The 23,806-nt window shown below is 61.7% G+C and carries 24 protein-coding genes and 1 pseudogene; 11 read left to right on the forward strand and 14 right to left on the reverse strand.

What is annotated here, in order from left to right:
- Window positions 1-77 precede the first annotated feature (77 nt).
- Window positions 78-1,283: an alpha/beta hydrolase gene (locus OG870_RS17315; protein ID WP_327691073.1), complete on the forward strand. Its 1,206-nt coding sequence runs from the start codon at window positions 78-80 to the stop codon at window positions 1,281-1,283.
- A gap of 581 nt (window positions 1,284-1,864) precedes the next feature.
- Here the strand turns inward: OG870_RS17315 and OG870_RS17320 are convergent.
- Window positions 1,865-1,986: pseudogene (locus OG870_RS17320) on the reverse strand (IS5/IS1182 family transposase); the annotation flags it as partial.
- 309 nt (window positions 1,987-2,295) lie between these two features.
- On the opposite strand from OG870_RS17320, the gene OG870_RS17325 reads away from it, so the two are divergent.
- Window positions 2,296-4,095: a hypothetical protein gene (locus OG870_RS17325; RefSeq protein WP_327691074.1), complete on the forward strand. Its 1,800-nt coding sequence runs from the start codon at window positions 2,296-2,298 to the stop codon at window positions 4,093-4,095.
- A gap of 684 nt (window positions 4,096-4,779) precedes the next feature.
- On the opposite strand, the gene OG870_RS17330 is transcribed toward OG870_RS17325, so the two are convergent.
- Complete coding sequence (locus OG870_RS17330; RefSeq protein WP_327691075.1) at window positions 4,780-5,259, reverse strand: hypothetical protein; 480 nt, start codon at window positions 5,257-5,259, stop codon at window positions 4,780-4,782.
- A 583-nt stretch (window positions 5,260-5,842) separates the two neighbouring features.
- Window positions 5,843-6,574 (reverse strand): hypothetical protein, encoded by a 732-nt coding sequence (locus tag OG870_RS17335; RefSeq protein WP_327691076.1) that lies wholly within the window; start codon window positions 6,572-6,574, stop codon window positions 5,843-5,845.
- 404 nt (window positions 6,575-6,978) lie between these two features.
- Between OG870_RS17335 and OG870_RS17340 the strand changes: the two genes are divergently transcribed.
- Entirely contained in the window at window positions 6,979-8,310 is a 1,332-nt protein-coding gene (locus OG870_RS17340; RefSeq protein WP_327691077.1) for a hypothetical protein, read from the forward strand.
- 422 nt (window positions 8,311-8,732) lie between these two features.
- Complete coding sequence (locus OG870_RS17345; RefSeq protein ID WP_327691078.1) at window positions 8,733-9,458, forward strand: hypothetical protein; 726 nt, start codon at window positions 8,733-8,735, stop codon at window positions 9,456-9,458.
- Window positions 9,459-9,951: 493 nt separating this feature from the next.
- Here OG870_RS17345 and OG870_RS17350 read toward each other — a convergent pair whose 3' ends face one another.
- The 6 genes from OG870_RS17350 to OG870_RS17375 all read right to left on the reverse strand — a co-directional run bounded on the left by OG870_RS17350 (window position 9,952) and on the right by OG870_RS17375 (window position 13,956).
- The gene (locus OG870_RS17350) at window positions 9,952-10,674 is read right to left on the reverse strand and encodes a hypothetical protein (protein ID WP_327691079.1); all 723 of its coding nucleotides are present in this window, start codon (window positions 10,672-10,674) and stop codon (window positions 9,952-9,954) included.
- A gap of 7 nt (window positions 10,675-10,681) precedes the next feature.
- Window positions 10,682-11,299, reverse strand: coding sequence for an RNA polymerase sigma factor (locus OG870_RS17355; protein WP_327691080.1), 618 nt, complete (start codon window positions 11,297-11,299; stop codon window positions 10,682-10,684).
- A gap of 699 nt (window positions 11,300-11,998) precedes the next feature.
- Window positions 11,999-12,181: a DUF397 domain-containing protein gene (locus OG870_RS17360; protein ID WP_327691081.1), complete on the reverse strand. Its 183-nt coding sequence runs from the start codon at window positions 12,179-12,181 to the stop codon at window positions 11,999-12,001.
- Between the two features lie 9 nt (window positions 12,182-12,190).
- Entirely contained in the window at window positions 12,191-13,045 is an 855-nt protein-coding gene (locus OG870_RS17365) for a helix-turn-helix domain-containing protein (RefSeq protein WP_327691082.1), read from the reverse strand.
- A 7-nt stretch (window positions 13,046-13,052) separates the two neighbouring features.
- The gene (locus OG870_RS17370) at window positions 13,053-13,577 is read right to left on the reverse strand and encodes a DUF6879 family protein (protein ID WP_327691083.1); all 525 of its coding nucleotides are present in this window, start codon (window positions 13,575-13,577) and stop codon (window positions 13,053-13,055) included.
- Entirely contained in the window at window positions 13,537-13,956 is a 420-nt protein-coding gene (locus OG870_RS17375) for a hypothetical protein (RefSeq protein WP_327691085.1), read from the reverse strand. The genes OG870_RS17370 and OG870_RS17375 overlap by 41 nt, the downstream gene beginning before the upstream one ends.
- Window positions 13,957-14,147: 191 nt before the next feature.
- Here OG870_RS17375 and OG870_RS17380 point away from each other — a divergent pair, with 191 nt between their 5' ends.
- From OG870_RS17380 to OG870_RS17405, 6 genes are all read left to right on the forward strand, one after another.
- Complete coding sequence (locus OG870_RS17380) at window positions 14,148-14,507, forward strand: hypothetical protein (protein ID WP_327691087.1); 360 nt, start codon at window positions 14,148-14,150, stop codon at window positions 14,505-14,507.
- A 439-nt stretch (window positions 14,508-14,946) separates the two neighbouring features.
- Window positions 14,947-16,074 carry a radical SAM protein gene (locus tag OG870_RS17385; protein WP_327691088.1) on the forward strand — a complete coding sequence of 376 codons (1,128 nt, stop codon included), beginning with the start codon at window positions 14,947-14,949 and terminating at the stop codon, window positions 16,072-16,074.
- Entirely contained in the window at window positions 16,071-16,238 is a 168-nt protein-coding gene (locus OG870_RS17390) for a hypothetical protein (RefSeq protein WP_327691090.1), read from the forward strand. The genes OG870_RS17385 and OG870_RS17390 overlap by 4 nt, the downstream gene beginning before the upstream one ends.
- Window positions 16,239-16,320: 82 nt before the next feature.
- On the forward strand, window positions 16,321-17,187 hold the full coding sequence (locus OG870_RS17395; RefSeq protein ID WP_327691091.1) for a GNAT family N-acetyltransferase: 867 nt from the start codon (window positions 16,321-16,323) through the stop codon (window positions 17,185-17,187).
- Window positions 17,188-17,379: 192 nt separating this feature from the next.
- Window positions 17,380-17,994 carry a hypothetical protein gene (locus tag OG870_RS17400; RefSeq protein WP_327691093.1) on the forward strand — a complete coding sequence of 205 codons (615 nt, stop codon included), beginning with the start codon at window positions 17,380-17,382 and terminating at the stop codon, window positions 17,992-17,994.
- 5 nt (window positions 17,995-17,999) lie between these two features.
- On the forward strand, window positions 18,000-19,031 hold the full coding sequence (locus tag OG870_RS17405; RefSeq protein WP_327691094.1) for a helix-turn-helix domain-containing protein: 1,032 nt from the start codon (window positions 18,000-18,002) through the stop codon (window positions 19,029-19,031).
- A 65-nt stretch (window positions 19,032-19,096) separates the two neighbouring features.
- On the opposite strand, the gene OG870_RS17410 is transcribed toward OG870_RS17405, so the two are convergent.
- Window positions 19,097-19,351: a hypothetical protein gene (locus tag OG870_RS17410; protein ID WP_327691096.1), complete on the reverse strand. Its 255-nt coding sequence runs from the start codon at window positions 19,349-19,351 to the stop codon at window positions 19,097-19,099.
- A 435-nt stretch (window positions 19,352-19,786) separates the two neighbouring features.
- On the reverse strand, window positions 19,787-20,530 hold the full coding sequence (locus tag OG870_RS17415) for a hypothetical protein (RefSeq protein WP_327691097.1): 744 nt from the start codon (window positions 20,528-20,530) through the stop codon (window positions 19,787-19,789).
- Window positions 20,531-21,037: 507 nt separating this feature from the next.
- On the opposite strand from OG870_RS17415, the gene OG870_RS17420 reads away from it, so the two are divergent.
- Window positions 21,038-21,370, forward strand: a complete 333-nt coding sequence (locus OG870_RS17420; RefSeq protein WP_327691098.1) for a histone-like nucleoid-structuring protein Lsr2 — start codon at window positions 21,038-21,040, stop codon at window positions 21,368-21,370.
- A 210-nt stretch (window positions 21,371-21,580) separates the two neighbouring features.
- Here the strand turns inward: OG870_RS17420 and OG870_RS17425 are convergent, their stop codons facing one another.
- From OG870_RS17425 to OG870_RS17435, 3 genes are all read right to left on the reverse strand, one after another.
- Complete coding sequence (locus OG870_RS17425; protein ID WP_327691100.1) at window positions 21,581-21,784, reverse strand: DUF6417 family protein; 204 nt, start codon at window positions 21,782-21,784, stop codon at window positions 21,581-21,583.
- A gap of 122 nt (window positions 21,785-21,906) precedes the next feature.
- Window positions 21,907-22,398, reverse strand: a complete 492-nt coding sequence (locus OG870_RS17430) for an AbfB domain-containing protein (protein WP_327691101.1) — start codon at window positions 22,396-22,398, stop codon at window positions 21,907-21,909.
- Window positions 22,399-22,884: 486 nt separating this feature from the next.
- The gene (locus OG870_RS17435) at window positions 22,885-23,376 is read right to left on the reverse strand and encodes a hypothetical protein (RefSeq protein ID WP_327691102.1); all 492 of its coding nucleotides are present in this window, start codon (window positions 23,374-23,376) and stop codon (window positions 22,885-22,887) included.
- Between the last annotated feature and the right edge of the window lie 430 nt (window positions 23,377-23,806).

Consider the following 23,806-nt stretch of genomic DNA (forward strand, 5'->3'; position numbering starts at 1 on the left):
TACGGCTCGGGGGCAGCGGAGATGCTGCCCTCCCCGGGAACAACCGTTCCCGAGGGGAACAGACATCGGAGGTGGCCATGCCGCAACTGAATCGCGTCGACCACAAGGTGAAGCACAAATCGACTATTCCGGCGAACTCCGGCGAGGAAATCGAGCTCTTCGTGCGGGAATACACGAAGGCCACCGGGCCCGCCGGCACCCCTAAGCCGGTTCTCATGCTCCATGGCAGGAGCGTTCCGGCCCTGCCCGGCTTCGACCTCGTGCTCCCTGACAAAGGCAGTTCCCCAAACCCGGACACGAGCTACAGCTGGGCCCAGTTCCTGGCGGGCAAGGGCTACGACGTGTACATCATGGATCTCCAGGGCTCCGGGCTCTCCCCCCGCCCGAAGATGGAGGACCCGTGCAACGCCAACCCCGCCCAGCGGGGCCTGCTGGAAACCAACCCCGGCACGGCGACCTGCTCCCCGACAGCGCCCTACCCGCACCAACTGGGCAACTCCCAGAGCGAATGGGACGAGCTGGCCACCGTCGTCAAGTTCATCAGGGCGCGGTGCAGCAACGAGAAGGTCTCCTTCGTCGGCTGGTCCGCGGCCTCGTTCGTCATGGGGCCGTATGCGCTGCAGCATCCCGAAGACGTGGCGAGACTGTTCCTTCTCGCGCCCATCTTTCCCCCGGCCGGCCGGTGGTCGACCCACACCGACGCACCCTTTGCTCCGCCTCCCGGCACGGGTCTGCCGACGCAGCCCGAGTCCAAGCCGCCCGCGGTCTTCGGCTTCCCGATGAACCTGACCAGCAAGGCGGGCCTGCAGGCCACCATCAGTGACAAGGACCTGGCCGGCCACGTGTGGCAGACCATCATGGACTGCGACAGTGTCGGCCAGAAGTGGGGCGGTACCACCGCGGGGACACCCGAAGGCATCATGCGGTGGCGGAACTCCTACTGGTGGGGCTGGAACACCAGCACCGTGCCGTACGGCTCCACGCTCGGCACCGCTGTGCCGGTGTGCATCGTCTACGGAGACCAGGACACGACGGCCAACACCGCGGAGGCTCTGGGGCCGGTGCTGCACTTCTCCGTTCCGGACCTCTACCAGGCCATTCCGGGCGCCGACAAGCTGATGATCCGGGTCGAAGGCTGGGACCACCAGCCGGTTTGGGAACGCCGGCCCAACCAGATCCTGCAGCAGATGTCCTGGAAGTGGCTCGAAGACAAGAAGGTGTACGGCGTCGAGAGCGGAAGCTGGGTCATGGACGCGGACGGCGTGGTGACCGAAGTGGAGTGAGACCCCCGGCCGCGGGTGACACGCGGGACGAGCCGGGGCCGGCCGACACCGGGCCGCGGTGTGAGAACGGCCCGGTGTCGACGGCCAGGACCAAAGATTGGTGATCACCGCCTGGACAGACACGTCCGGCTGACTGGCCCAGTCAGCCAAGAGGCCCGCTCTAGTAGTGCGTCGGTGAATGCGGGCGCATCACCGGCCTGTCCGGCGGTGAGAACGAACGCCGGGGGCCTGCCAGAGGGCATTGTGAGCGGTCGCGCAATTCCCCATCAACAGCACCTTCAGCACCGCGTAATTCCCCACCTCGGCCGAGGCCGGTGACGGGCCGCCCGACTGCTGAGTGTGGGGCTGGTCCGGCCGGTCAAGGGCGCCTGCGGCGGCGCTCCGCGCTGGCCTGCGGCCACCCTGGACAGTCCTGACCAGCCCGAACGATCGGCGGATTATCGGGCGGCCCGGGAACCCTGGCGCCGTGGGGACGACGACGCGCCCCCATCATCCCCATGGGCACGACGACGCCGACTCCGCCGTCCCCATGGCCAATTACGAGGAGTTCCGCATGGGGAAATACGAGATCGTCGACAGGCATCGGCAGCGAGGTAGATCTTGGTGGTCAGCCCGCCGCGGGAGCGGCCGATGGCGTGGTCGGCCGGTTCGCCAGCCGCGGCCCCTTTTTGCGGGCCCCGGCCGCGTGCTGGTGAGCCCGCACGGCCTCTGGTCGATCCGACCACGGCCACACGCTCGGCGCTCTCAAGATGCAGTCTTAAAGTCACTGTGATCCAATAGATGTTAGCTCCGTACCTCCAGTCGGTGTATGGGTCGTCAAGACCACACAAGTCCTGGGCAACTGCCTCTACGACACTTCGCAGAGGTGCATGAGATGCAGCCGTTCATCTACCTATCTTCTTCTCGAGGAGCCATCTGCTTGCTCCTCGTCGTGGTCGCTCTCGGACTTTTCGTTCTCCCGATTGCCGCTCCGCGCCTCGGCTGTTGGAAGGTTCGAGGACTACTAGTTGGGATGGCGCTGCTCTGGCTGTGGGCTGCCTACCGAGTTGGAACATATACAATCAAGGAATCCAATCTCTCCAATAATTCACTCTCCTCAGATAAGATAATTGGAAGGGGTGCCAATGCCGCAACATCTTGCCTAATTAATCATCAACTAGAATGTTTTGGAGCGCAAGACTCTCTAACCTATCCACATCCGCCAGGTTACATTACATGGATCGCAATTTTTATTGCACTCGTAGCTTTTGTGCGCTGCATCGAAGTGCGCAACGCGCGCAGTGCTCCGATTTCAATTCAGGTGGAAAGTTTCCTCGATCCCGAAAACTCCAATGGGGCGAACCAGAAAGAAATTCACCCTAATCGTTCCGAGATTAGCGCCTCCATAGTGCGTAGGGTTCTGTCTAGTTATGTGCAGACCCCGCCACCGATGCCCGGGACGGCTCCGATATTGAGCGTACCTGCAGTACTCAATGAAGCGAGCCCTAAAGACGGCAACATTATTACTAAATTTTTGGCGCTAGCTTGGCAGACTGCTTTTCCCGAACGAGGATGGAAGCTTAGAGGAACCATTGAACCCGCCCCGGTAACTCCACGAATTAATCCTGCCGGCGTTACAGTCCAAGTAGCAGAGCGCTCAGGAAACCGCAGCATCGAGCAGCGCACATACTGGAAGGAAAACTTCGAAGAAGCCAGCTACGCGGCTGCTTATGGAGTAGCTCAGCTCGCGATTGGAAGCTCCCCTAGGCTACCCGAATGGGCCAAGTGGCGCGCCAGGATGGGGTACGGGCTTCGGATGTACCGAGACGGTGTCGACCATGCACGCGGTGGAAATTTCCTTGAGGCAACCCCCCTGCTCTGCGGTGCGGTGAAAGCCGATCCAGGCAACATGCTAGCCCAGGCAGAATATGCCCTTGCGCTGGAGGGATCGGGAAATTACCTTGACGCTTTGGAGATATACCTAAAACTGAGCAATCCCAACAATGAGATGCTCCAGCCGCGTTATCGTGCTGCCGTCGTGATGGATTTGGTGAGCTTCTGGCTACAGGACTGGAAGAGCGCGGCAGGCACCTCTACACGAGAACGACTAAGGGTCGCTTTGACGGAAGCAAATCTCTCGGTGGAAAACTATCCTGCCGCTGACGCTTCGGATACTTCAATAAAAGAATTCTTCCTCCAGCGCTCTGGCGAGCAGCTTCAGCGGCTCATCTCCTCCATGTCCTACCGGCGACTTTTGATGAAATGGCTGCCCCAAAGTGGCAGGATCCTCTACGGAGACTTCGTGCGACCGCTAGGAACTCTTCGCCCAACTGCGAAGTCAGCCATTCTCATTTCACAATGTTGCCAAGAGTTGAGCACCTTCCTCAATAAGCCGAACGTCACCACTCATAAATCTCTAGCAGAATATCGCGAAGATTCAGAGTTCCCGAAACTTGAGCATCGACTCTATAAAGCCTTGGAGATAGGACTCCTAGCGAAGTGGGCCGGCCGTCGCGGCCAGCTTGGCACATCTGGAAGAAATGTTCGGGTTGGAAAAATTGGAGCCCTGGAGAATTCCCACATATTCGGCTTGCCGCTCTATAACGCTGCCTGCTTCTATGCGCGTCTTGTGAATGGAGATAGGACTACGAGCGGCCAACAAGAGCTAAGCAATGAAGCTGCCACCAAAGCGCTCGACTATCTCAGCAAATCGTTGCAACGATCGGAGCTAAAAGAAGGCTGGATGTATGCAATCGAGCAGGATTCAGACTTCCGGGATCTACGAACTCACAAACTCTACCGGGAATGGTTCCTGAAGCGCCTTGATGGCTAGCCAAAAAGGAAAGAGCCTCGCTGCGTGAGCAGCGAGGCGTGTATTTATGAACACATGATACTTACCAAGCTAGGGATCAGATCAGGTTCGTTGGTGTCCAGCCGAGTATGGGCCGTCCCTTGGGCGGGTTATCAGGGCGGAGAAATTCCTTGTGCTCGCATGTGACACACTTCAGGACAGTGCGCCAGGGAACAAGGAAGCTTCTTCGGGTGAAGAAATCGTGGTTCCCTTCCATGCCGACGCTGCAAGACCTACTGCCAGGGACAACTCCCATGTAAGGCACTCTTTGCACGACTTACTCCTTAGCTCTGCAGACCGAAACTCCAGCTAACGCAAGTGTGTGCTTACTGCGGGTTAACTGAAAGCAATCCGATAGAGACGGAAAACCCAACAAAGCAAATCAGGTATCCGTTGATAGATTAAATGAATTTCCAGAAAAAGACAAGACGACAAAAACCGAACACGGTTTAATTGGGCGCGCATTCATCGACTATCTGCTCAACTTTCGTCGGACTAAACCGCATATTTGCCTCAATCGCAAGAGATAAGTGACTGACGTCACAGAGCCTGGCGTACGGCCTGCAACCGCACACAGATCACGGTGAAATTTCGCCTTGATAGCTCGACACCGACGGTCTCTAGCCTCGATCTTTCGTGAGATCCAGTAGGCGGAGCAAGACTTGATCACTGAAGCAGCACCAGGTACCCCGGCTGCACGCCGTAGATCGTCTCGATCGCCGTGCCAGCCGTGACCCAGACACTCGTCGGTTTGTCACCCGTCGGAATCTCGAAGACGCCGTGCACTGGCCCCTGACTGCCGGGGTTGATGCCGAAGGTTGGTGGTGTCTGGCCCTGGCTACTCCAGTACTGGGCGTAGTCCGTGGCGTACTCGTCATCCTTCTGCGTCTCGGTGTACCGAGTGTCGCCTACGTTGAGGCTGACCGTGTTCTGCGCATTCCAGCTCGCCATGCTCTTGCCGACGTTGGTCCCGTTCATGGTCAGGACGCAGAACTGCTTGCCAGCCTCCGGGGCCGGCGTGGTCGTCGGTGCCCCAACGGAGTCCGCGGCGTACGCCATCACCGCCTGGTCCAGCGGCTTGCCGCAGTCCACACTGCGCACGGTGAGCTTCCATTGATCAGGTTCACTGGGAGTGTCGGACGTCAAGAGAGCGAAGGTGAAGGCCTCACCGGGGTGGACCGTGCCGAGCAGCTTGGCACCAGGAGGTATGCCAGCGGTGGAGCCACCGCCCTCTGAAGACGGTGATGTTCCAGTTGAGACGCTCGCCGACGGCCCCGTGGTCCCGGAGCTGCTCGGAGTTCCTGAGCCTCCGGAGCAAGCCGTTGCCACCACGACGAGTGCTGCTGTGGCCGTCGTGGCGTAGAGCGGTCGACGCCAGGCCATATCTCAATGCTGATCCTGGTCGCGCTCTGCCGCGACTCGGACAGCGCATGGTCAGGGATGTACCCGCGAGCCCAGGTGACGTCCTACCTGGGGCACTGTCGGCGTCGGCTGAACCTGGGCGTCAACGAGAGGCACACTGGCTGTCGGTACGTCAGTACTCCCGCGAGTCGACGGTCACCGCCGCTCGCCAGAGCGCGACACCTTTCACCGCCTACGACCCCGATCGCCGAAACGGGATAGTGCGCGCCGGTCAGTCTCCTCATTGTGTTTAGCCGTTGTTAGGGCCGATCGGCAGGTCAGGCTTCGCGACGGCCAGCTTTCTCGCACAAGCTTGTGCTGTGGCAGCTCAAAGATTGAGGTTTGTTCGAGCCTTGTCGACGGCGAGCTGGTAAAAGGCACTCGCCAGTTGCGACGAACCTCCGCCTGCTTGGAAGAACGAGTACGACAGCACCACGTTCTTGCTCAGCCGCTCGATCGCGATATAGCCGTTTACGAGCACTCCTCGGTAGGTACCGTCCAGGCGGACAGCAGACGAGCCAGGACCACCAAAATGGATTGGCGTGAGCGAGAAGTCGATCGTTTTGCCCGCCGAGACGAGGGTGATGGAGTCGCAAGACTCTAGCGCTCGCTTGGTCGCTGCGTAGTCAGTGCCCAAAGCGGCTGGCGGCTCGGCCAGCAGCTCTTCAGCCACGGCGACCGCCCCCTCCCGAGCCTTGAACGTGACGGTGGCCTGGGGATTGTTTGAGCGCCCAGCTCCTCCGTTCAACAGCATCGCCAAGGGCCGACAGCCCTTGAACGTGTCACCCTCATCTGATCTGTTGGACTCGGATGGTGACGGGCTGGCCGATTCCTTGGCAAAAGCTGGTCCCAGCTCGCCCGCCTCCAGTAGCGCGGCCTCCAATTGTGCAGTCGAAGGCAGCTTGCTGGTGGGCGATGGTGAGGAGGCCGTCTGTACCGACGCGCTGGCTGTCCCGGTGCCCGTCGTGCTGGACGACGTACTGCCATTGCAGCCGACCACTGCCAGCGTACCGATGAGAGTTACGGCTTCAGCCGCGCGGGCGGCCCGACTGCTTCTCATAGCACACCTCTACTGATCAGGTTGCTGGCTCCGCGTGGCTCGGTTGGGATCACTTGCCCTTGCCTTGTCCTCTCAATGGTCGCTCTTTACTGCGGCGAGGTCACCCAGCAGTATCTGGTGGCGGAGGAAGGCGAAGCCGCCCGCGCGGACATACCCCCGGCGAAGCGGGCCAAGGGGTCTCGTATATCTGCTGGCTACTCCTGGAAGGGGCGGGGGCGTCCGGAACTGGCACACAGACGTCACGAAATCCTGCAGATTGACCGGACGAGGTTGCAACGTCGTCGCTGATCGACTGGCGAGGCAGCGGGCCCGACTACTGGCCCCATCTCGATTAGGGCTGATGGGTCCCCAGCGGGGCTGTAAATCCTCGGCGCAGCCGGGTGCTACATCACTACCGTGGCCATGTGGCCAAGACGAACATGCCCCCAGCGGGCGAACCGCTCACGCCGGTCTACCCGTACAACGAACCCGGCCAGGCCATCGTCCTGCACGACGGCCTGATCGGTGGGCTCGGGGCGGCCGATGTTCCTGGTCGCGTCGAGCTCACGTGCTCGAACGGCTTCAACTTTGAGTGGAATGTTGGCGCTGGAGCGTCGCCGTTCTTTGCCAACCGAGACGAGGTTCCTCTGACGCTCAGCCGTCGGACGGGCGACATGACCATGCTCGGCGTGCCGCGCAACATCGACGGTGGCTGGTCGAACGGAGCCGTGTATGGCGACTCCGCAACTCCCCTGACTCGAATCCGCGTCCATTGGTTCAACCTGCCCAATTGGCACGGCCCACTGGGACTGGTCGAGAAGACGCCTCGTGGCGAGCACGAGTGGTCGGGCCGTTGGTGGCTCGAAGCTGACGGCTGGAAGATCACACTCGATGTGCGTCCCGACTACCGGCAGGTTTGGCGGGAGCTCCACAAGACCGATGTGTACGTGATGACGCATGTCATGGAGGTGCGCCGCGCCGATGACGCGGTCTTCACGGCCGATGAGGTCGACCCGTTGCTGACCGCGCTGCACGTCGGGATCTCGTTCGCCCTCGGCCGCTGGGCCGCTCCGATGCTGCCAGTCGGCGAAGACCGCGACGGACAAGTGGTGTGGGAGCAATGGCGAGCCGCCTTCTGCGACCCAGCCCGCCCGAACAGCGACGGCTGGTGGTACGACCAAGATCACGAGTCGTTGGGTGACTTCCTGAGCCTCGTGATCGACGCCTTCGCTGACCCGGACAAGCTCACGCCGCTGCGCTTCCAGATGATGTACGCCATCTCCTCGATGAGGAGCCGAGACTTCGTCGAGCCGCGGATCATCATGGGGACGGCAGGCTTGGAGCACATCGTGTGGCAGAGCCTCGTCCTCAGCGGGGTCATGACCAAGCAGCAGTACGCGGGAAGTCATGCACACGTTCGACTCCGCAAGGTTCTGCGTGATGCCCAGATCCCCGTTGACATCGATCCTGCTCTCTTGCCGGCAGCCGCACAGTACGCCGCCGAGGTGAAGGCGAACGAGAACAAGGACATCGACGGAGCTGACGTCGTGACGTGGGTCAGGAACCGACTGGTGCACCCGCAAGAGTCGCAGGTGCGGGTCTACGGACTGGACGGGCTGACGCGGGACGCATGGCTGCTGGCTCGGCACTACCTCGTACTGCTGATCCTCAACTCGCTCGGATACAACGGAAGTTACAGAGATCTCACACACATCCGAGGCTGGGTAGGGGACGTGAGTAAGGTGCCCTGGATCTGAAGGGTTCCGAGCGCGATGTCGATGTCGAGGTCTCCTCGTGCCGGCTTGTTCCGGATGGGGTACCGCCTCCTGTAGGCCAGGCTAGGAAGACCGTGTTCCGTCAACGCGTTGTGCCGTGGCACCGGGCCGCCGCTCGCACGCTCCAATCCGGACATCTCCTGGAGTGTCCAACCCAAAGATGTGTTTGATCTGGATGACCCTGAGTACTGAACCAAAGCTTCGATTGGCGGTTTGACCCAATCGAGGTCACCATGGAGGTATTGCCGACGGCCAGCAATTTAGCATCGCTGGGGCCGAGACCGGCGTTGCTTCTCTGCCTTCTGCGGGCACGCGACTGAGACCGGCAGGGGTGATCGCTAGACATCGGTTAGTGGCGCAACGGAGCAGGCGATCGTCAGGTCATTCGTTCCTGGAGAATCAACATGGAGCAGCAAATTACCGAGGCTCAGCTCGAAAAGCTCCAGCATCGAGCATCCCGCGTCCGTTCGTCTCTTAATCGCCGGGCCGAGAAACCACTCGTCGTGGAATTTGCAGGAAGCCCCAAGGCCGGTAAGTCCTCTACCATCGACACAGTGGTTCACTTCTTCAAGCGCACTGACTTCCGCGTCTTTGCGCCAACGGAAGGAGCCAGTAAACGTACTCCCGAGCAGCTCCGTCAAGACAAGGTTGCATTTAACGTCTGGACCATTAACGACGCTATTTCGCAACTTCTCGCCGCATACCATGAAGGTCAGTCAGACCTAATCATCCTAGATCGCGGCTGCTTCGACTCAATAGCCTGGTGCGATCTACATGTAAAACAGGGAAAGCTCAGCCCTGAAGAGGCAAAGGTAATTAAAGACTTCGCTATCCACCCACACTGGATAGGCTACATCAGTCGTCTATACCTGTTCACTTGCGCCCCAGGGGTGTCAATGCAGCGCGAGACAGCGGCCACATTGACAAGCCTGGAGGGGAGCACCATGAACTCGAATACGCTCGCAGCCTTGCTCCAGGAGTATGACGGGCTCGTGCAGACCTTGAGTGACGAGTATGAGGTGCGTAAGCTTGACACAACCAGCCCGGGTTCCCCACGAGCCTCTGGATACTTCATCGCGGATGACATTCTCAAGATCTGGGAATCAAATCTCCCAGGTGAACTAAATTGACCTAATTAGCCAGGATTGCATAATGCGACTCCGCGTGTTTTACTTGACAAGATGCATTACGCATCAATAATTGTCATGACTACAGCAAGGGATCTCTGGGTCTTATGTGTGTAGACGTTAAAGTCACGCGCCGTGCACTCCTCGTTAGGAACTTCGAGAGCTCCGTATACAGTCGAGTGCTAGCGGATGACCTGTCGGTACGAGCGCGATGCGAACAGATGATTTTCATCAGGCGCAATCGACTCCGTGAGGTTGGCTGGTCTGATACAGAAATTCTCGCGTTTGAGCTTGAGGTCGAAGAACGCGCTTGGGCTCACCGGAAATGGCTCCTCCATCTGGAGGGTTCGAAAGTGAGCTAGGATCTCCATCTCTTTTCTCCGCTTAGTTGTTTTGGCTAGGCGGATTTTTTTGTGATCGTTAACCCGACTCTTGGCAATGTGCAACTGCTAGTTGGCCTTGGAATTGGGCGCCATTGCAATGACGCCCAATTTTGTCAGCGGAAGGCGGTGACGAGGTCCTCCAGCTGGTGAGGCAGCTCAGGGCTGGGCTGGGGAATGGCACCGAACTCGTCTATGAGGTCGACGTCCAGATCCTCCAGTGCGTCTCTGACCGCGGCCTCCGGTACAGCTACTTGATGGTCCGGTAGGTCGATGAGGACAGTGACGCCCCCGGTGGCGGAGGACGTTTCGACGATCTCGTGGGCTATGGGCGAGTACTGCCACGGCTCGTGCTCGAGACGTGCCATCTGCCTCGCCCAGTGCTGGGCGTCGCGCCACTCACCTCGGCGCAAGTGGAGCAGGTACAGGCAGAGCGCTCCCGTAGCTTGGCCACCGCCGGCCGCAAACTGCAGCCAGAACTGAGCCCCCTCCTCTCGGTCGGCCAGCATGAGCAAGCAGGCAAACGCGAGGGCGCCACCAGGGTCGCGCGCGGTGTCGAAGCGGGCCAAGCGGCGGGCGGCATCGTCGTCATGAATGACGCCTTGGCACAGGGCTCGTAGGTCGTGAGCTGCACGCTCATGAAGCATCAGAGGTGCCCACGCCGAATGACTCCCAGAGCTTGGCATGGGGGACGCCAATGCCTGCATCCAGCGCAATTCGAGCAGCTGCTCGGTGATGCGTTGTCGGGAGCTGTCCAGGTCTGCTCGTGTGTACTCGCCAGCAAAGACGCGAGACCGCGCAAGGGCTTCTTCGATGGTGCGCGGGCGTTGCGAGCCCATGACTATGTCACTCCTCATCATCGACGTCCCCGATTTCGTCGATCTTCAATCCCAGGTCCGCGGCCAGCCGGCGTTTGGCGGCGCGACGGGTCGAGCGGACCGTCGCCTCGCAGATGCCCATCACCAGCGCAGTGCGCTTGGTGGGGAAGCCGAGGGCGAACTGGAGCACCATCACATCAAACTGGCGCTCCGGTAAGCGGGCCATTGCCACATACAGGCCCAGGCTGTCCTCAAGTTCGGTAACCTGCGCACGAAACTCCTGACGGAAGCTGTCCAAGATGGGATCGCAGGCCGCGCGTATGGCGCGTTCGAAGGCCAGTGTTTCCGAGGCTGCTGGATCACGGCCCTGCGCTTCCAGCTCGCTGGCGACCCGCTCCTTGAGCAGGGTCCAGGCGAATGCGCCGGGGTTCTCTTGGGCGGTTACCTGGTGCCAAATGACGGCCAGGAAGACGAACGTTGTGTCCACCAGCCGGTCAGCAGAGACCTTGTCGCCCAGCTGCACGTGGGCGTACTCGAAGTACGCCTGGTGGTACAGCTCATGGAAGGCCCAGAAGGCCGGAGGCATCACGTCGCTCGGTTCGCGCAGAGCGCGCTCGTCGCGATCATCCGGGGGCTGTGCGTTCATCGCCGGCCCCCTTCATCGAGCCCAGGCTGGTCAGGTTGGGCGACGGGCTGCTGCTGTTGGATGAGAGTCGCAGCACCGACCCGTACGCCAGCGCTCAGGAGGCGCCGGAAACCGGAGCGCACGTCGGGCGCAAACGCCCGTGCGGCGGCGGCCGAGGCCAGCCCAAGGCTGGCAACGTCGTCGAGTGTCACCTGGTGGTCCTCTTGATCTCACACGGCGCCAGTCTGCAGCTCGTCCCCGCTCGTCAACTCTCAGCGCCTGGAGCCTCGTTGCTCCTGCCGAGAAGCAAACCGTGTGAGGGGGCCGGTTCGTGCAGAGCACCTCACCACCACTTTTTAACGGATAGTAGCTTTCCGGTTACAGCAAATCCCGTACAGGGGTTCGCACCATCCCTCGCCCAGTCGCGCCACCCCATGCGCCACGCCTGCCACCTGCGGGACGGTCGGCACGACCTGTGATCTGCCATGATTTGCGCAAACTCTGAGTGACCACCCAACTACGCTGGTGTGACAGAGGTCACGGTCGGCGACTGGCTTGTGCGACCCTTCGGCCAGGGTTACGAGGCGTCGACCAAGCACGGCGAACGCGGATCAGGGGGCAGCGTCCCGGTCCCCCTCGGAGACATTGGCTGGCGGCGCCAGCGGTGACGGACGCAGCTGGCGCCGGACTCCCGTGAGGGCAGTCGCCTGAAGGCCTGCGCTATCCCCGCTTAGCGAAGGCCACGAACGCTGCCCAGGTGGTCGGCTGGACGGCCATGACTCCGCGGTTGCGTGCCTTCGTGTCCCGCACCATCACCTTCGTCGGTTCGTTGTCGGCCACTTCGATGCAGTTCTCGGTTCCGGTGTAGGTGCTGGTCCGCCAGTTCGGGGCGACACGCTGCATGGGGTTCTCCTAGTCGCTCGGCATCTGATCGAAGGACTGGATGGCGGTGAGGATGAGGTCGCGGACGGCGGTGCCGTAGACCGCGGACTGCTTCAGGAGGGCGAAGGCCTTGGTGTACAGCTCGATCTCTCGGGGCTGGGTGACGGAGAATTCCGCCGAGTAGGTCTCCACGAGGACGAGTTTGTCGTCGAACATCGAGAACCCGTGACCGAGCCAGATCTCCGTGGCCGCGGCACGCGGGACGATGCCCAAGCTCACCCGGGGCAACCCCATCAAGGCCAGCAGCCGGTCGAGTTGGGCCTTCATGACCTCTGGCCCACCGACGTTGGAGTACAGGGCCTGCTCGCCGAGGAGCACGTTGTAGATCCGGTTGCCCTCGTAGAGGTACCGCTGACGTTCGAGCCGCTTCCCGACGGCGGCCTCGGTGTCATTGGGAAACTCCAGGAAGCGAACGGCTTGTTGGAAGATTTCCGCGGCGTAGTCGGCCGTCTGGAACGTTCCCCAGATCAGGTTGGGGTGCCAAATCCGGAAGACCTTGGTCTTGGCATAGACGGGCAGGGATTTCTGCTGCCGACGCTCGGCGCCTGTCTGCACCTGCCGGCGCCACTCAAGCCATAGCTCGTCGATGTGGCGCACAGTGGCAATCAGGTCAGGGATGTGCTCGTCCTGCCGGGTCGCCATGCACCAGGCCCGAATGTCTTGCTCGCTGACGTTCTGCTTTCCGTGCTCGAGTCGGGAAACCTTCGATTCCTGCCAGCCGAGAGCACGCGCAAGGGCCCGACCGCTGGTGAATCCAGCATCCTTTCGGAAGCCGCGCAGCCGGGCACCCAGTGCCTCGCGCGTTTCTTGTGCTTGGTTGCTCACGGATGGTTCAGGGCTTGTACTCGCGGTGGGGGGTCGCCAGGTCCCACAGCAGATCCCGGACGCGGACACATTCGGCAACAGCGTCGGGAGCCTCAACCAGCTCTGATCCGAGCACCCGGCCGTCGCTATCGAAGTGCCCTACGGCCAGGAGCCGGCTGTCGAACAACCACCAGTCGTTGCCGCCGGCAGGGAAGACGAGCTCGCCGGGGAGGAAATGACGGGGCAGCCACCGGATCTGCTCGCCCGCCTCCTCGTTATAGCTGGTGGCAGCGTGCTCCCACTGGATGTAGGGCGTGTGCGGTTCGGTGACGACGCGGACGCGCCGGACGGTCTTGCCCTCCCCGGTGACCCGCTTGATCAGCTGCGTCCATGGCTCCATGTAGGAGTAGTCGACTGTTTCTCCGCGGAGCCAGCTCTCGTACGGACCGTTCTCATCGGGAACGGAGTAGTCGTCCCTCAGCTCCAGATGGAAGGCGTCCTCGGTGAAGGTCTCAAAGAGCCGGTTGCGCTTGGCGCTGGAGATCAACTCCACGCGGTTCCTCCAGTAGGGCGGTGATCGCGTCCTTGGGGACCTCGACCACGATCTCGTAGTCCGGAATCTCCATCTGGGCCAGGGCCTCGGGGTCGGTCACCTCCAGGCCCTGGACGACGTAGGTGCCGCCGGGCGTGAGGATCATGATCGGGTCCTCGATGCGCCTGAACTCGCCGACTGCCAGCCCGTCCCCCTTCAGGAACTCGAACAGCTCCGTCGGTACTTCCACTGCCGTCTGCCCCTCGGGGATGTCGAGCTGCATCAGCAGGTCATTGGCGAAGATCTTCCAGCCTTGGACGAGGTACGTGTCCCGATCCGTGGCGTACAGGGTCGGGCAGTCGCCCACGGTGGAGTTCTTACCAAGGAACCGTAGCTTCATGGCGCTCTCCTGTCTGCTGCCTTGCGCTTGTTTGCGCGACATCACGATGGTCGAGGGTCCGTTCAGGGTCGTCAATCGACTTGCTGCAAACTCGCGCAATCTCCTTGGGAGTTGAATAACGGCCGCTCTACGGTCGTCATCGAACCCAAGTCCGCGCAGGCAGCGTCGAGGGGAGAAGCGTGGTGGCGAGCGTGACCGAGGAACCCGAGGCCGGCGTCGACAGCTTGCCCATCGATGTGGAGCTGATCTCGGACGTCACGGATGACGTGCTGAAGATGGAGCTGAGCACGTCGACCCGAAAGGACATCGACTTCAAAACGACGAGGGTCGTTGGTCTCCTGAGTGTGCTCCTGGCCGAAGACCTGGGCGCGGACGCCGATGACGAAGTCTTGGAGCTGTTCCGTCGGGCGTACAAGCTGCTGGAGCTGACCAACCGTCCCGGCAGACAGACGCCGAGCTTCACGGCCTTCTTCTTCATGCGCGACGTAGCCAACCTCACCCGGCGCCTGCTGTGGGTCTACGTCGAGAGGAACGGCGGGGTACGGCAGTGACTGACAGACAACTGCCTGGCGTGGGTGACGAGGTCGAGTACCAGCCCGGATGCCGAGCGATCGTGACAGACGTCAGCCATGGCGTGCCCATCCTCCGGACCGCTGCTCGTTCCGAGTGGCCAGCCGACAATCCAGACCAACTCGTTGTGACGCGCACTCGGCAGAAGCGCACCGAGGCCGGAGCATGACCCCTCGCCAGTGGGTCAGGGGGACATGTCTGCTCTGCCGTCGCTCCGATCAACTCGTGATCTTCATAGGCCCGGTCGAGGTAGGCGGCTTATCGGCCCCGGCATTCGCTTGTGGCGACTGCTGCGAGTGGTGTCGCCACATCGTCTGCTCCTACAACCAGCGGCGGGACGCGCGTCCTGCCATATAGCTCCCACCCCGGCTCGGTTCCCCCGTACGAGCCGGGGTGGGGCTCAGCCCCAGGAGGTATCGGATGCACCAGCTGATCGTCAGCCCGTTCCTCGACGGCTACCTGGCCGTTCGACCGGGGGGTACCGCTTGCGTACGCCTGCCGGCCGAGCTCTACGAAGACGTACGACAACGTGCTGGCACCGACGACCCCGTGCCCGAATGGCTGGCCACCACCGCGGCTGAGGCGTGGGATCTCGACCTGGACGGCCAGACCGCTGGATCGGCGTTGCTCGTACGGGAGCCGACCGAACTCGCCTTCGCGCGGGCGAGTTGGGAGATCAACCTCTACTGCAACTTCGGCTGCAAACACTGCTATCTCGGCGAACGGCCCCTGGCCGGCTTGAGCTGGGAACAGAAGGTCAGGCTCATCGACATCTTCTGTCACTCAGGGGTCCTCTGGCTGCAGATCACGGGCGGCGAACCGACGGTCGATCCCGACTTCGAGGGCGCCTACCGATACGCCTACCGCCAGGGCATGATGCTCACGGTCTCGACCAACGCCTCGCGTCTGTGGAAACCCGAGGTGTTGCGGCTGTTCCGGGACTGCCCGCCGTATCGCGTCGTCGTCAGCATGTACGGCGCCACGGAGGAGTCCTTCGACGAACTCACGCAGCGCAAGGGCGCCTGGAAGAACTTCCACAGGGGCATGGTCGCGGCCCGCAACGCCGGTCTGCCCCTGCGGGTCTCCGTCGTGGTCACCGAGGACAACGCCCACGAGGTCGACGCCATGGTGGCCCTGGTCCGCAGCTGGGGCCTGGACCACCACGTCTACACCAACATGCAGCCGACCTTCTCCGGCACCGGCGAACCCCTGCTCGTGCAGTCCACTGAGCATCTGCGCAAGCGCCCGGTCTTCCAGGGCTGCAACGCGGGAGTGACCTTCTTCCACGCCGACCCGCACGCCAAGGTCTCGATCTGCAAGATCGGCCGAGACGACCAGATCGACCTCATAACGGAGGGCATCGACGGACTTCGCCGACTCGGAGCGATCTCCGATCGGCTGATGCTTCGCACCGGTGGCTGCTCGGGTTGCTCGCTTTCCGGCTCCTGCCGGGTATGCCGACCGCTCGCCAAGGTCTACCAGGAGGCGAAGGCACCACTGAACACCTACTGCCAGCACGGAGACACCAAGGAGATGGTCCACTCATGAGTTCTGTTCTCGTCGAGATCCTGACCCGCCGCCCGGCGGTCGTCCGTCCGGCTCTGCCCTCCACCCTCGTCGCGACCACGGCGGTCGTCATCGAGGCCGACGCCGACGCCCTGATGGAGGGCAGTGCCTGCTCCTGCGCGGCCGGCGACGACAACCCGAACTGACCCCTTCGGTCACCTGCGCTCAGGCCCTGGCGCGTCAGCGTCGGGGCCTGAGCTCTGAGCGCGAAATGAGTACCTTAAGCACATGCGATTCCGCTGGGACTGGCTACGTCCAGTGGTGCTGGCGCCCTACGTGCCGACGATCGGGCCGGTCCACCCGTCCGTCCTGACCGAGGACCTCTTCACTGACACCCTGATCGCGGCTTCCACCGACCGGAGGTTCTTGCGCTACGACAAGGACATCCGCTGGTCCGACAGCAAGGTCGAGACCGTTCTCGTCGAGGCCGTCGTTCACCGGCCTGGTGAGACGTTGATTCCCACGCTGTCCCGGCGAGGCGCCGGCATGGTCAAGGTTCATCTCTACGGCATCGACGACAGCGCCCTCGCGGCGACCGAACTGGCTCAGAAGCTGGCCGCCGAGCATGGAGCGGCGAAGGCACGCATCGTGCGTTTCCTCGGCCCCGAGGCACCAGACGGGCGCGGTACGCGCATCCAGCTTCAGGACTTCAGGGCGACCATCCGGCCGGCAGGCGATGGCCCCGTCCGCTCCTTTGACGAGTGGCCGGCGAATGCACGAGGCACCTTCGATGACTTCGCTGAGGAGATGGCCGCAGACGGCTTCGCCTTCCTCTACGAACAGATGCAGGCCGGAACGGTCGGCCCGGTCCTGACCGCCGTCTTGGGCGGCCGGGTGGCCGGTGCCATCGGCCCCATGGAGATCCGGCCCGACGCGATCGGCACCCCACAGCTGATGCCGCAGTACTTCGGTGTCCTCCCAGAGCACCGTGGCAGGGGTCTAGGCCGCCTGCTGTGGCGAGCTGCGATGCACTGGGGGCAAGCCAACGGAGCTGCCTACCAACTCCTTCAGACCGAGGTCGGTGGCGCTTCGGATTGCCTCTGCCGGTCCGAAGGGCTGATGTCACTCGGCTTCACGTACTGGCAGGCCAGCTGAACTTACCGCGGGCTGCTTCCGAGCAACGATCGCCCCGGGGAGTTCGATGAGAACCCGCTACCCGCGCCCTGGTAGCCCAAGACCTGACATCTCCGGGCGGCGAGGGTAGCTTCGGTCGAGTCGCACTGAACTGCGAAAAGAATAGCTCGTGGAATAATTGACAACGGTTGGTTAAGTCGGCAGGATGCCGGTGTGACGCAACCGATCTCGGCTGAAGCCGCCACCCGGATCTTGTCCCCACACCTCGACAGCATCGGTTTATGTATCGACCAGGGCTGGAAGCGCTGGCGGGCGCTACTTGCTCGCGATGCCGAACTGGGCGTCATCATCAGTAACCGCTCCCGCGCAAGCCTGGTCTACGACTTCATCCGCTACGAAGCGATGAACACCTTCGATGGGAACCCGAAGGTAACCGTCAGTGACAGCAGAGGGTTCCTTCTCCTCACGTTCGCCGACAAGATCGTGATGCGGTTCAAGAAGTTCCGCGACGGCAGTCTGCGCACCAGCAGCATCCCGACGCAGCAGAGCATCGAGTACGCCAACCAGGTGCTGCCTGGCATGGACGAGTTGACGCACCTGGTGGCTGGTTACTTGCCAGATGAAACGGGCCTTGACCTGCGCTTGGCGGCCATCACCTGCACTTTGGACAAAGATCAACTCTGGGTTCTTGACCTGGACCTCGGGATCGACCAGGCCGCGCCGGTCACCCCCATCCCGCTTGCAAGCACGCAAGATCAGCTGGATACCATCGTCCGGCCCAAGACGGCCGCAAAAGACACAGGCCAAACCGCTTCGGAAGAAAGGTAACCACCATGAACCCGCGCCTGCTCCAACTCGCGCGGGAGTCACGCGGACTGTCGCAGTCCAAACTGGCCAACCTGGCGGGCATTTCCCAGGCAGCACTGTCTAAAGCGGAGAACCAAGTCGGACCCTTGTCACCTGAACGGCTGGCTGCTCTCGCCGACGTACTGGGCTACCCCCAGGAGCTGTTCGACTGGCCTGATGAGCCCGTAGGCCTGGGACCATCGGGCTTCTACCACCGCAAGCAGTCGGGTCTGGGTAAAACAGCGCTGCAACGCATCGAGGCCGAGGTAAACCTTCTACTGATGCAGCTCCGTCGGCTGGAAGCCAGCGTGGAGATCGACCCGCCCTTCCGTCTCCCTGTGCTGGATGCCGAGGAACACGAGCCAGAGGAGGCCGCCGCGAAAGTACGCGCGAGCTGGATGATTCCAGACGGGCCGGTGCACGACGTCATCCGCACCGTCGAGCGGGCGGGCATCGTGGTGGTACGTCGGGACCTAGAATCCCTGAAGATCTCCGGCCTTAGCGTCCACCCGCCCAACGGCCTTCCGGTGATAATTCTCAACACGGGGATGCCACCCGCTCGGGAGCGGTTCACTGTCCTACACGAGCTGGGACATTTGATCATGCATCAGATCCCCAGTGACGATGGAGAGCGCGAGGCGGACCGATTCGCGTCTGAGTTCCTCATGCCGGCGCGCCTAATCGGTCCCCACTTGACCGGTCTGAACCTTCAACGTGCTGTTCAACTCAAACAGTATTGGAAGGCGTCGATGGCCGCGATCATCCAGACCGCACGCCGTCTCGACAAGATCGACGACCGCAAGTTCAAAAGCCTCCAGGTGCAGATGTCGCAGCACGGCTATCGCCGCAACGAACCGGCCGAGCCGGAGAGGGAAGAGCCCCGCATCCTGCCGAGCATGCTCGATCTACACCGCAGCGAGCACGGCTACTCGGATGCCGAGCTCGCGAAGGTGGTGGGCCTGCGAGTTCGCGAGTTCCATACCGAATACGGCGCGGCCCGCGGGCTTCGCGCCGTCTGACCCCGCGCACCCCCCCCGCTGCCTCCCTGGACGGCGAGGACCGTCGTCACGTCCGCGCGGTTTCCTCACGGAACAACCTTTGCGACCTCGGTGAGCGCTCTCTTGATCGGCAGCTTGGCGAAGTAACCAGCACCGAAAGCGACGCACATCAGGACGTACCAGAAACGCTCCGCCCCGGTCATCTCGCCGTATCCGAAGTCGGCAAGTGCTTTCTTGGCGGGGACCTTGGCGAAGTACGAGGCGCCAAAGGCGATGCAGCCGAGGACGTACCAGAAGCGCTCCGCTCCGGTCATCTCGCTGCGCGTGTGGACCTGGTTCATAACGTGTCTGCCTATTCATATCGCTGCGGATCAGAAGCGACTAGGGCACCTGGGATGGACCTTTGAGTCCGGCTCATACCGCCTGGTCGAGTCCCCTTGGAGTCTGACTGAAGTTGGGGCGAGAGCACAGACCTGCCTCACCGACCCACGCAGAAAGTCCGAGGAGCCCTTACTGAGGGCGGTCCGCAGGCCCTGGCCTCGAAGAGACCGGCCTCGCTGCCGCGCGCAATCGATCCCCGATATCCAGCTGAGACGTCTACGGGCTTCTCGTTCTCTCTTTCGCCACAAGTGACCACTTGATACTTGACTTCTTGAAGGGCCGCCACTTGGACAGCGGTGCGATTCTCGCTACCGTCCCATGCCTATGGTTCTACAGCACCTTCGATGGGCAAGAAAAGGCACTCCCACCATCGCTCAATCAAGTTCAGCAGCCACCTACGAATTCTCGCACTTGCTACCGTTTATCCGCCACACAGGGAACTGCCTAACGACAGTCGCCTTATCTGGCAACCATGTTAGATTCAGATTCAAGGTCTTGGGGATGACCATCCTTTCCATAGCACTGCTGGTCTGCTCCGAAACCAGAAACACTACGATCCAGAACGTGCGGCTGTCATTTGCTTCGCCGATCCAGAATTTATTGGTGTACCAACTCGCGGTTTCTTTAGTAGCCTTGCGCAAACTCATGAGCTGAGTCGCATCGGGATGCCCACCGCTGTCATAGGCATTCCCTATCCATAGCTCCAGGCCGTCAGGAACCCTCCCAGTGCCGGAGACAACTTGGCATGATTGCAGTCGATCTTTCGGCTGCGGATAGGTCACCTCCAAGGACGCAGAATCCGGCTTGGCATTGTCCCGCGAGGTGCGTGAAGTTTTATTGACGGCTTCCGCTTGAAGGCCGGCAAGACCAGGTCTCGCGTGCACAGCGAAGCCGCCCGCGGCAAGGATGCCAACGAGCACTAGGCAGATTGCCAGGGCTCTCTTAGTCGCCACGATGTGAGCGGCGGTGGTGCGTCGCAGCACCCACGCCGCAGCTAACACAGTAGCCACAACCACCAAGCTGACCGTGAGCCACTCAGGCAGAGAAGCAATAGCCAGGTAGACGGATACAGCGGCGGTTACGAGAGAAGCTACAAGATCAACGTTCTGCTTGATCCGATCCCAGGTCGGCGATGGCATGAACTAGCAATAACTCGCATAGCCCCACCAAACCTTCCTCTTTGCTCATTCATGGCCATTCTGAGTCAGATTTGACACATACCGACCATCATTCGTAGCGAATATATTGGACTTAAGTGGTACTAGGACTCACCCTCACCGAGGTCTGCTACAGCATGAACTGTGCTGTCGAACAGATCAGATGGTGTTTGCGGCGTCCGCTAGCACTTCCAATCGTTCAGCATGCTCAGCACAGGCCGAGTTATAGCCATCCCGCTGGGTTCGTAAGAAGAACGTCAGACGGTCCCAAATCGAGCTTGGGATGGCGAGGATGTAGCCCACCGATGTGTCGTGGGCGCCTACTGACGCACGCCCACCCGTTCAGTTCATAACTAACGGGGTTCTTCCGGCACGAACAAGTTGCGCAATATGTCAGCCTTGACGCCAAGGCATGCCCACGCCGATGGCGAAGCTCACCCCTCCAGGCTATTAGACTCCTTGCAGTCCAACTGGAAAGAGGAAATTTCTATGGTTCAGCGCACCGTAACCATCTTCACCGACGATCTGACGGACACCGAGGGTGAGGACATCGCAACCCACACTTTCAGTCTCGATGGCGTCAGCTACGACATCGACCTCAACCCTGACAGTTACCAGCAGCTGTTGGATGCCTTGGGACCCTTTGTGAAGGTCGGTCGCAAGAGCGGCGGCACCTCTCGTCGGGGTGGAGGCGGCAGGAAGGCTGCTGGAGGACCGGACCCCGTCAAGGTGCGTGAGTGGGCTCAGGGGCAGGGCATCGAGGTCAGCGCCCGCGGCCGTGTGCCGCGGACTGTCATTGAGCAGTACGAAGCAGCACATTGAGCATGGGGCACTCGCTCGGCCTGGCTCGGGCGACTTTGGTGAACGCCGACGGTTTCCTCAGCGCGAAATGGGCTTTCGAGAAGCGTTGAACGGGTGGACCCCTCTGTCGGCAACGTGTCAACCAAGCGACAGAGGGTGCCCGTCACCCTTGCATCTGGGTCTGGGCCTTGGAACGCCGAGACTCCGGAACTGCTGATCGCCGCGCGAGTTTCAGTCCTCCGAGGGGATGCGTGCGGCAATCTCTCGAGCCCACCGAGCGGCATCTGGCGATTCGGGGCCGCCTTCCTGCGCGACGGCGAGCAGCAGCCGGCGCAGATCGCGCGCTTCGTTCAAGGTGAGCAACGCGAGTCGGTCCGTCATGGGCTCCATGTCGAAGTCGATCTCATCCAGGTCGAGGTGGCCGTAGTCGTCCATGCCTGGCCAACGGCATCAGACACAAGCGGGTCACGGAACCAGACCAGAGGCAGGTCACGCCCGGCTACGGAGTGCGCCACCCAATCCGGCTCTGGCTCCGGTAGGGACCTGCCGGACAGTCCCTAATGCGGTCCCGGCGGCTCCGGGGACAAGCCGGGGACCACCGTGAACGTCGCGTCCTTCCGGCCTAGGTCGCTGTCCACCTCTTCGACGAAGAGGTGGAAGTCCCTGTGCCGCAGGAACCGGTTGGGGAAATTGAAGGACCGGAACGACACCGCGTTTGGGTTCGCGAGTCCCGGGACCATGGCGAACGTGGCGTCCTTCCGCATCAGCTGCATGTCCGGGGACTCGGGCGGGGGTGCCGACCCGGGGGGAACGAGCGGGGGGTTCGGGCCTTCGTGGAGTTTGACGCGGAAGTCCTGGTGCCGCAGGAAGTGGAGAGGGAAGTTGACGGACCGGAAGGACACGAGGTTGTGGTCCGCCAGGCCGTTCACCATGTCGAAGGTGGCGTCGGCGCGGTCCAGGTCGCTCGCAATGGCCGACAGCTCGCCCAGGAAGTTCGCGTGCCGGACGAAGTGATTGTCGATGTTGAAGGACTTGAGCGAGGAACCCATGGTGTGCACTCCCTTGCGGCCGTCGGAGGGAATCGCTTATCAGGGCAACGCCCTGAGGAAAGCGTCTCTCCGTCCGGTCGGTCCCACCAACCCGGATCGTCCTTTTCCTGCGAATGGTGGCGGTGAGAGTGCCTCTCTGCGGGTGCGGGCGTAGTATGCGGTCGCCCTGGACCCGCAGAAGCGCTACACGGTGCAGAAGCAGCCAGCTGCGGGCTCCTGCCACTATCGCTACGAGAAGGGGGAGCCACTGGCGTTCGAAATATTGGCCCACATCGCCAGGAATTCAGGACGCCCATCTGCCCGGTGGGGTGCCGATATTAACCTGGGCTGAATGTGACCCGCACGGTCGAATCAGTAGCTGCGGAACGTCGATCTGCTCGTTGAGGAAGTCCGGGTTGTAGCCCTGCAGGGGCTGTACCTCTTCGGGAGACGGCTGCTGCAGCCAGACCTTCCACGTGACCTTCTATGCTCGGCGCAGACGCTGCATCAGCCGTCAGCCGCCGCCTGGGCAGCCATCGCAGGCGTACCGGTTGCCAGCGTGTTCGCCAGTGCCGGATCGGGATCCTTGGTGGCAGCGCCGACGGCTGCAGTCCTAAGAAATCGCTTGTCGACTTCACTGGTAATGATTCGGGCACCTCCGACACCGGCCAGGAGCGCACCCATTAGCGCAGTAACTGTCAACGAAGCAGTGACCTCTCCTGATGGGCGCGTGCCGATTAGTACCGCATCCTTGAGGGGTCCGTAGAGACCCCAGGTTACAAGGGCCGCGAAAGCACCGAGGACCACGTTACCAAACACGCCGGGGCGGAGAATTCCTCTCTCCATCTTCGGCACAATGAAGCCGTTATCGGTGATCAGTGCGTTGATGATGCCACCCACAGCACCGGCGCCGACGACAGCGCCGAGGATACGCCAAACTTCGGGTGAGGTATTTCCCTGTGTAGCGGCCGCAAGCAGATCCGCAGTCTGAGTGGTCATCTCGCCCCTTCCAAAGGATGGTCATGGTTTAGCATCGGCTCGACCGTGCCCAAATGATTGACGTACCGCATGACGGAAATGCATTCATGTGGCAAGAATTCGACACACTAGGCGGACGGATTCTTCGGCTGGTTGAGCTGCAAACAGAATACTCCGCGCATTGCCACCAGCTTTGGATATCTCATCATCAGCGTGCCGCTGCGTGCGACTGGTTAGGTTGGCCACAACAACAAGGCGCGGCGCGTCCTCTACCGGCCAGGACGCCGAGGTGGTTGTGAGAGACCTGGTTGTCGTCGAACCGACCCGGCTGAACGACTTCCTCGCCCAGTTCGCCGTTGGGGCCCTGGAGTACGTGCCAGTTGCTCAGTAGCGCAGGCTGCACACGGGCGTGCCTCTTTGCGCGGTACCCCGCTCGGTAGGACTGGGCGGT

The organism is Streptomyces sp. NBC_00461, assembly GCF_036013935.1.
Taxonomy (GTDB): Bacteria; Actinomycetota; Actinomycetes; order Streptomycetales; family Streptomycetaceae; genus Streptomyces.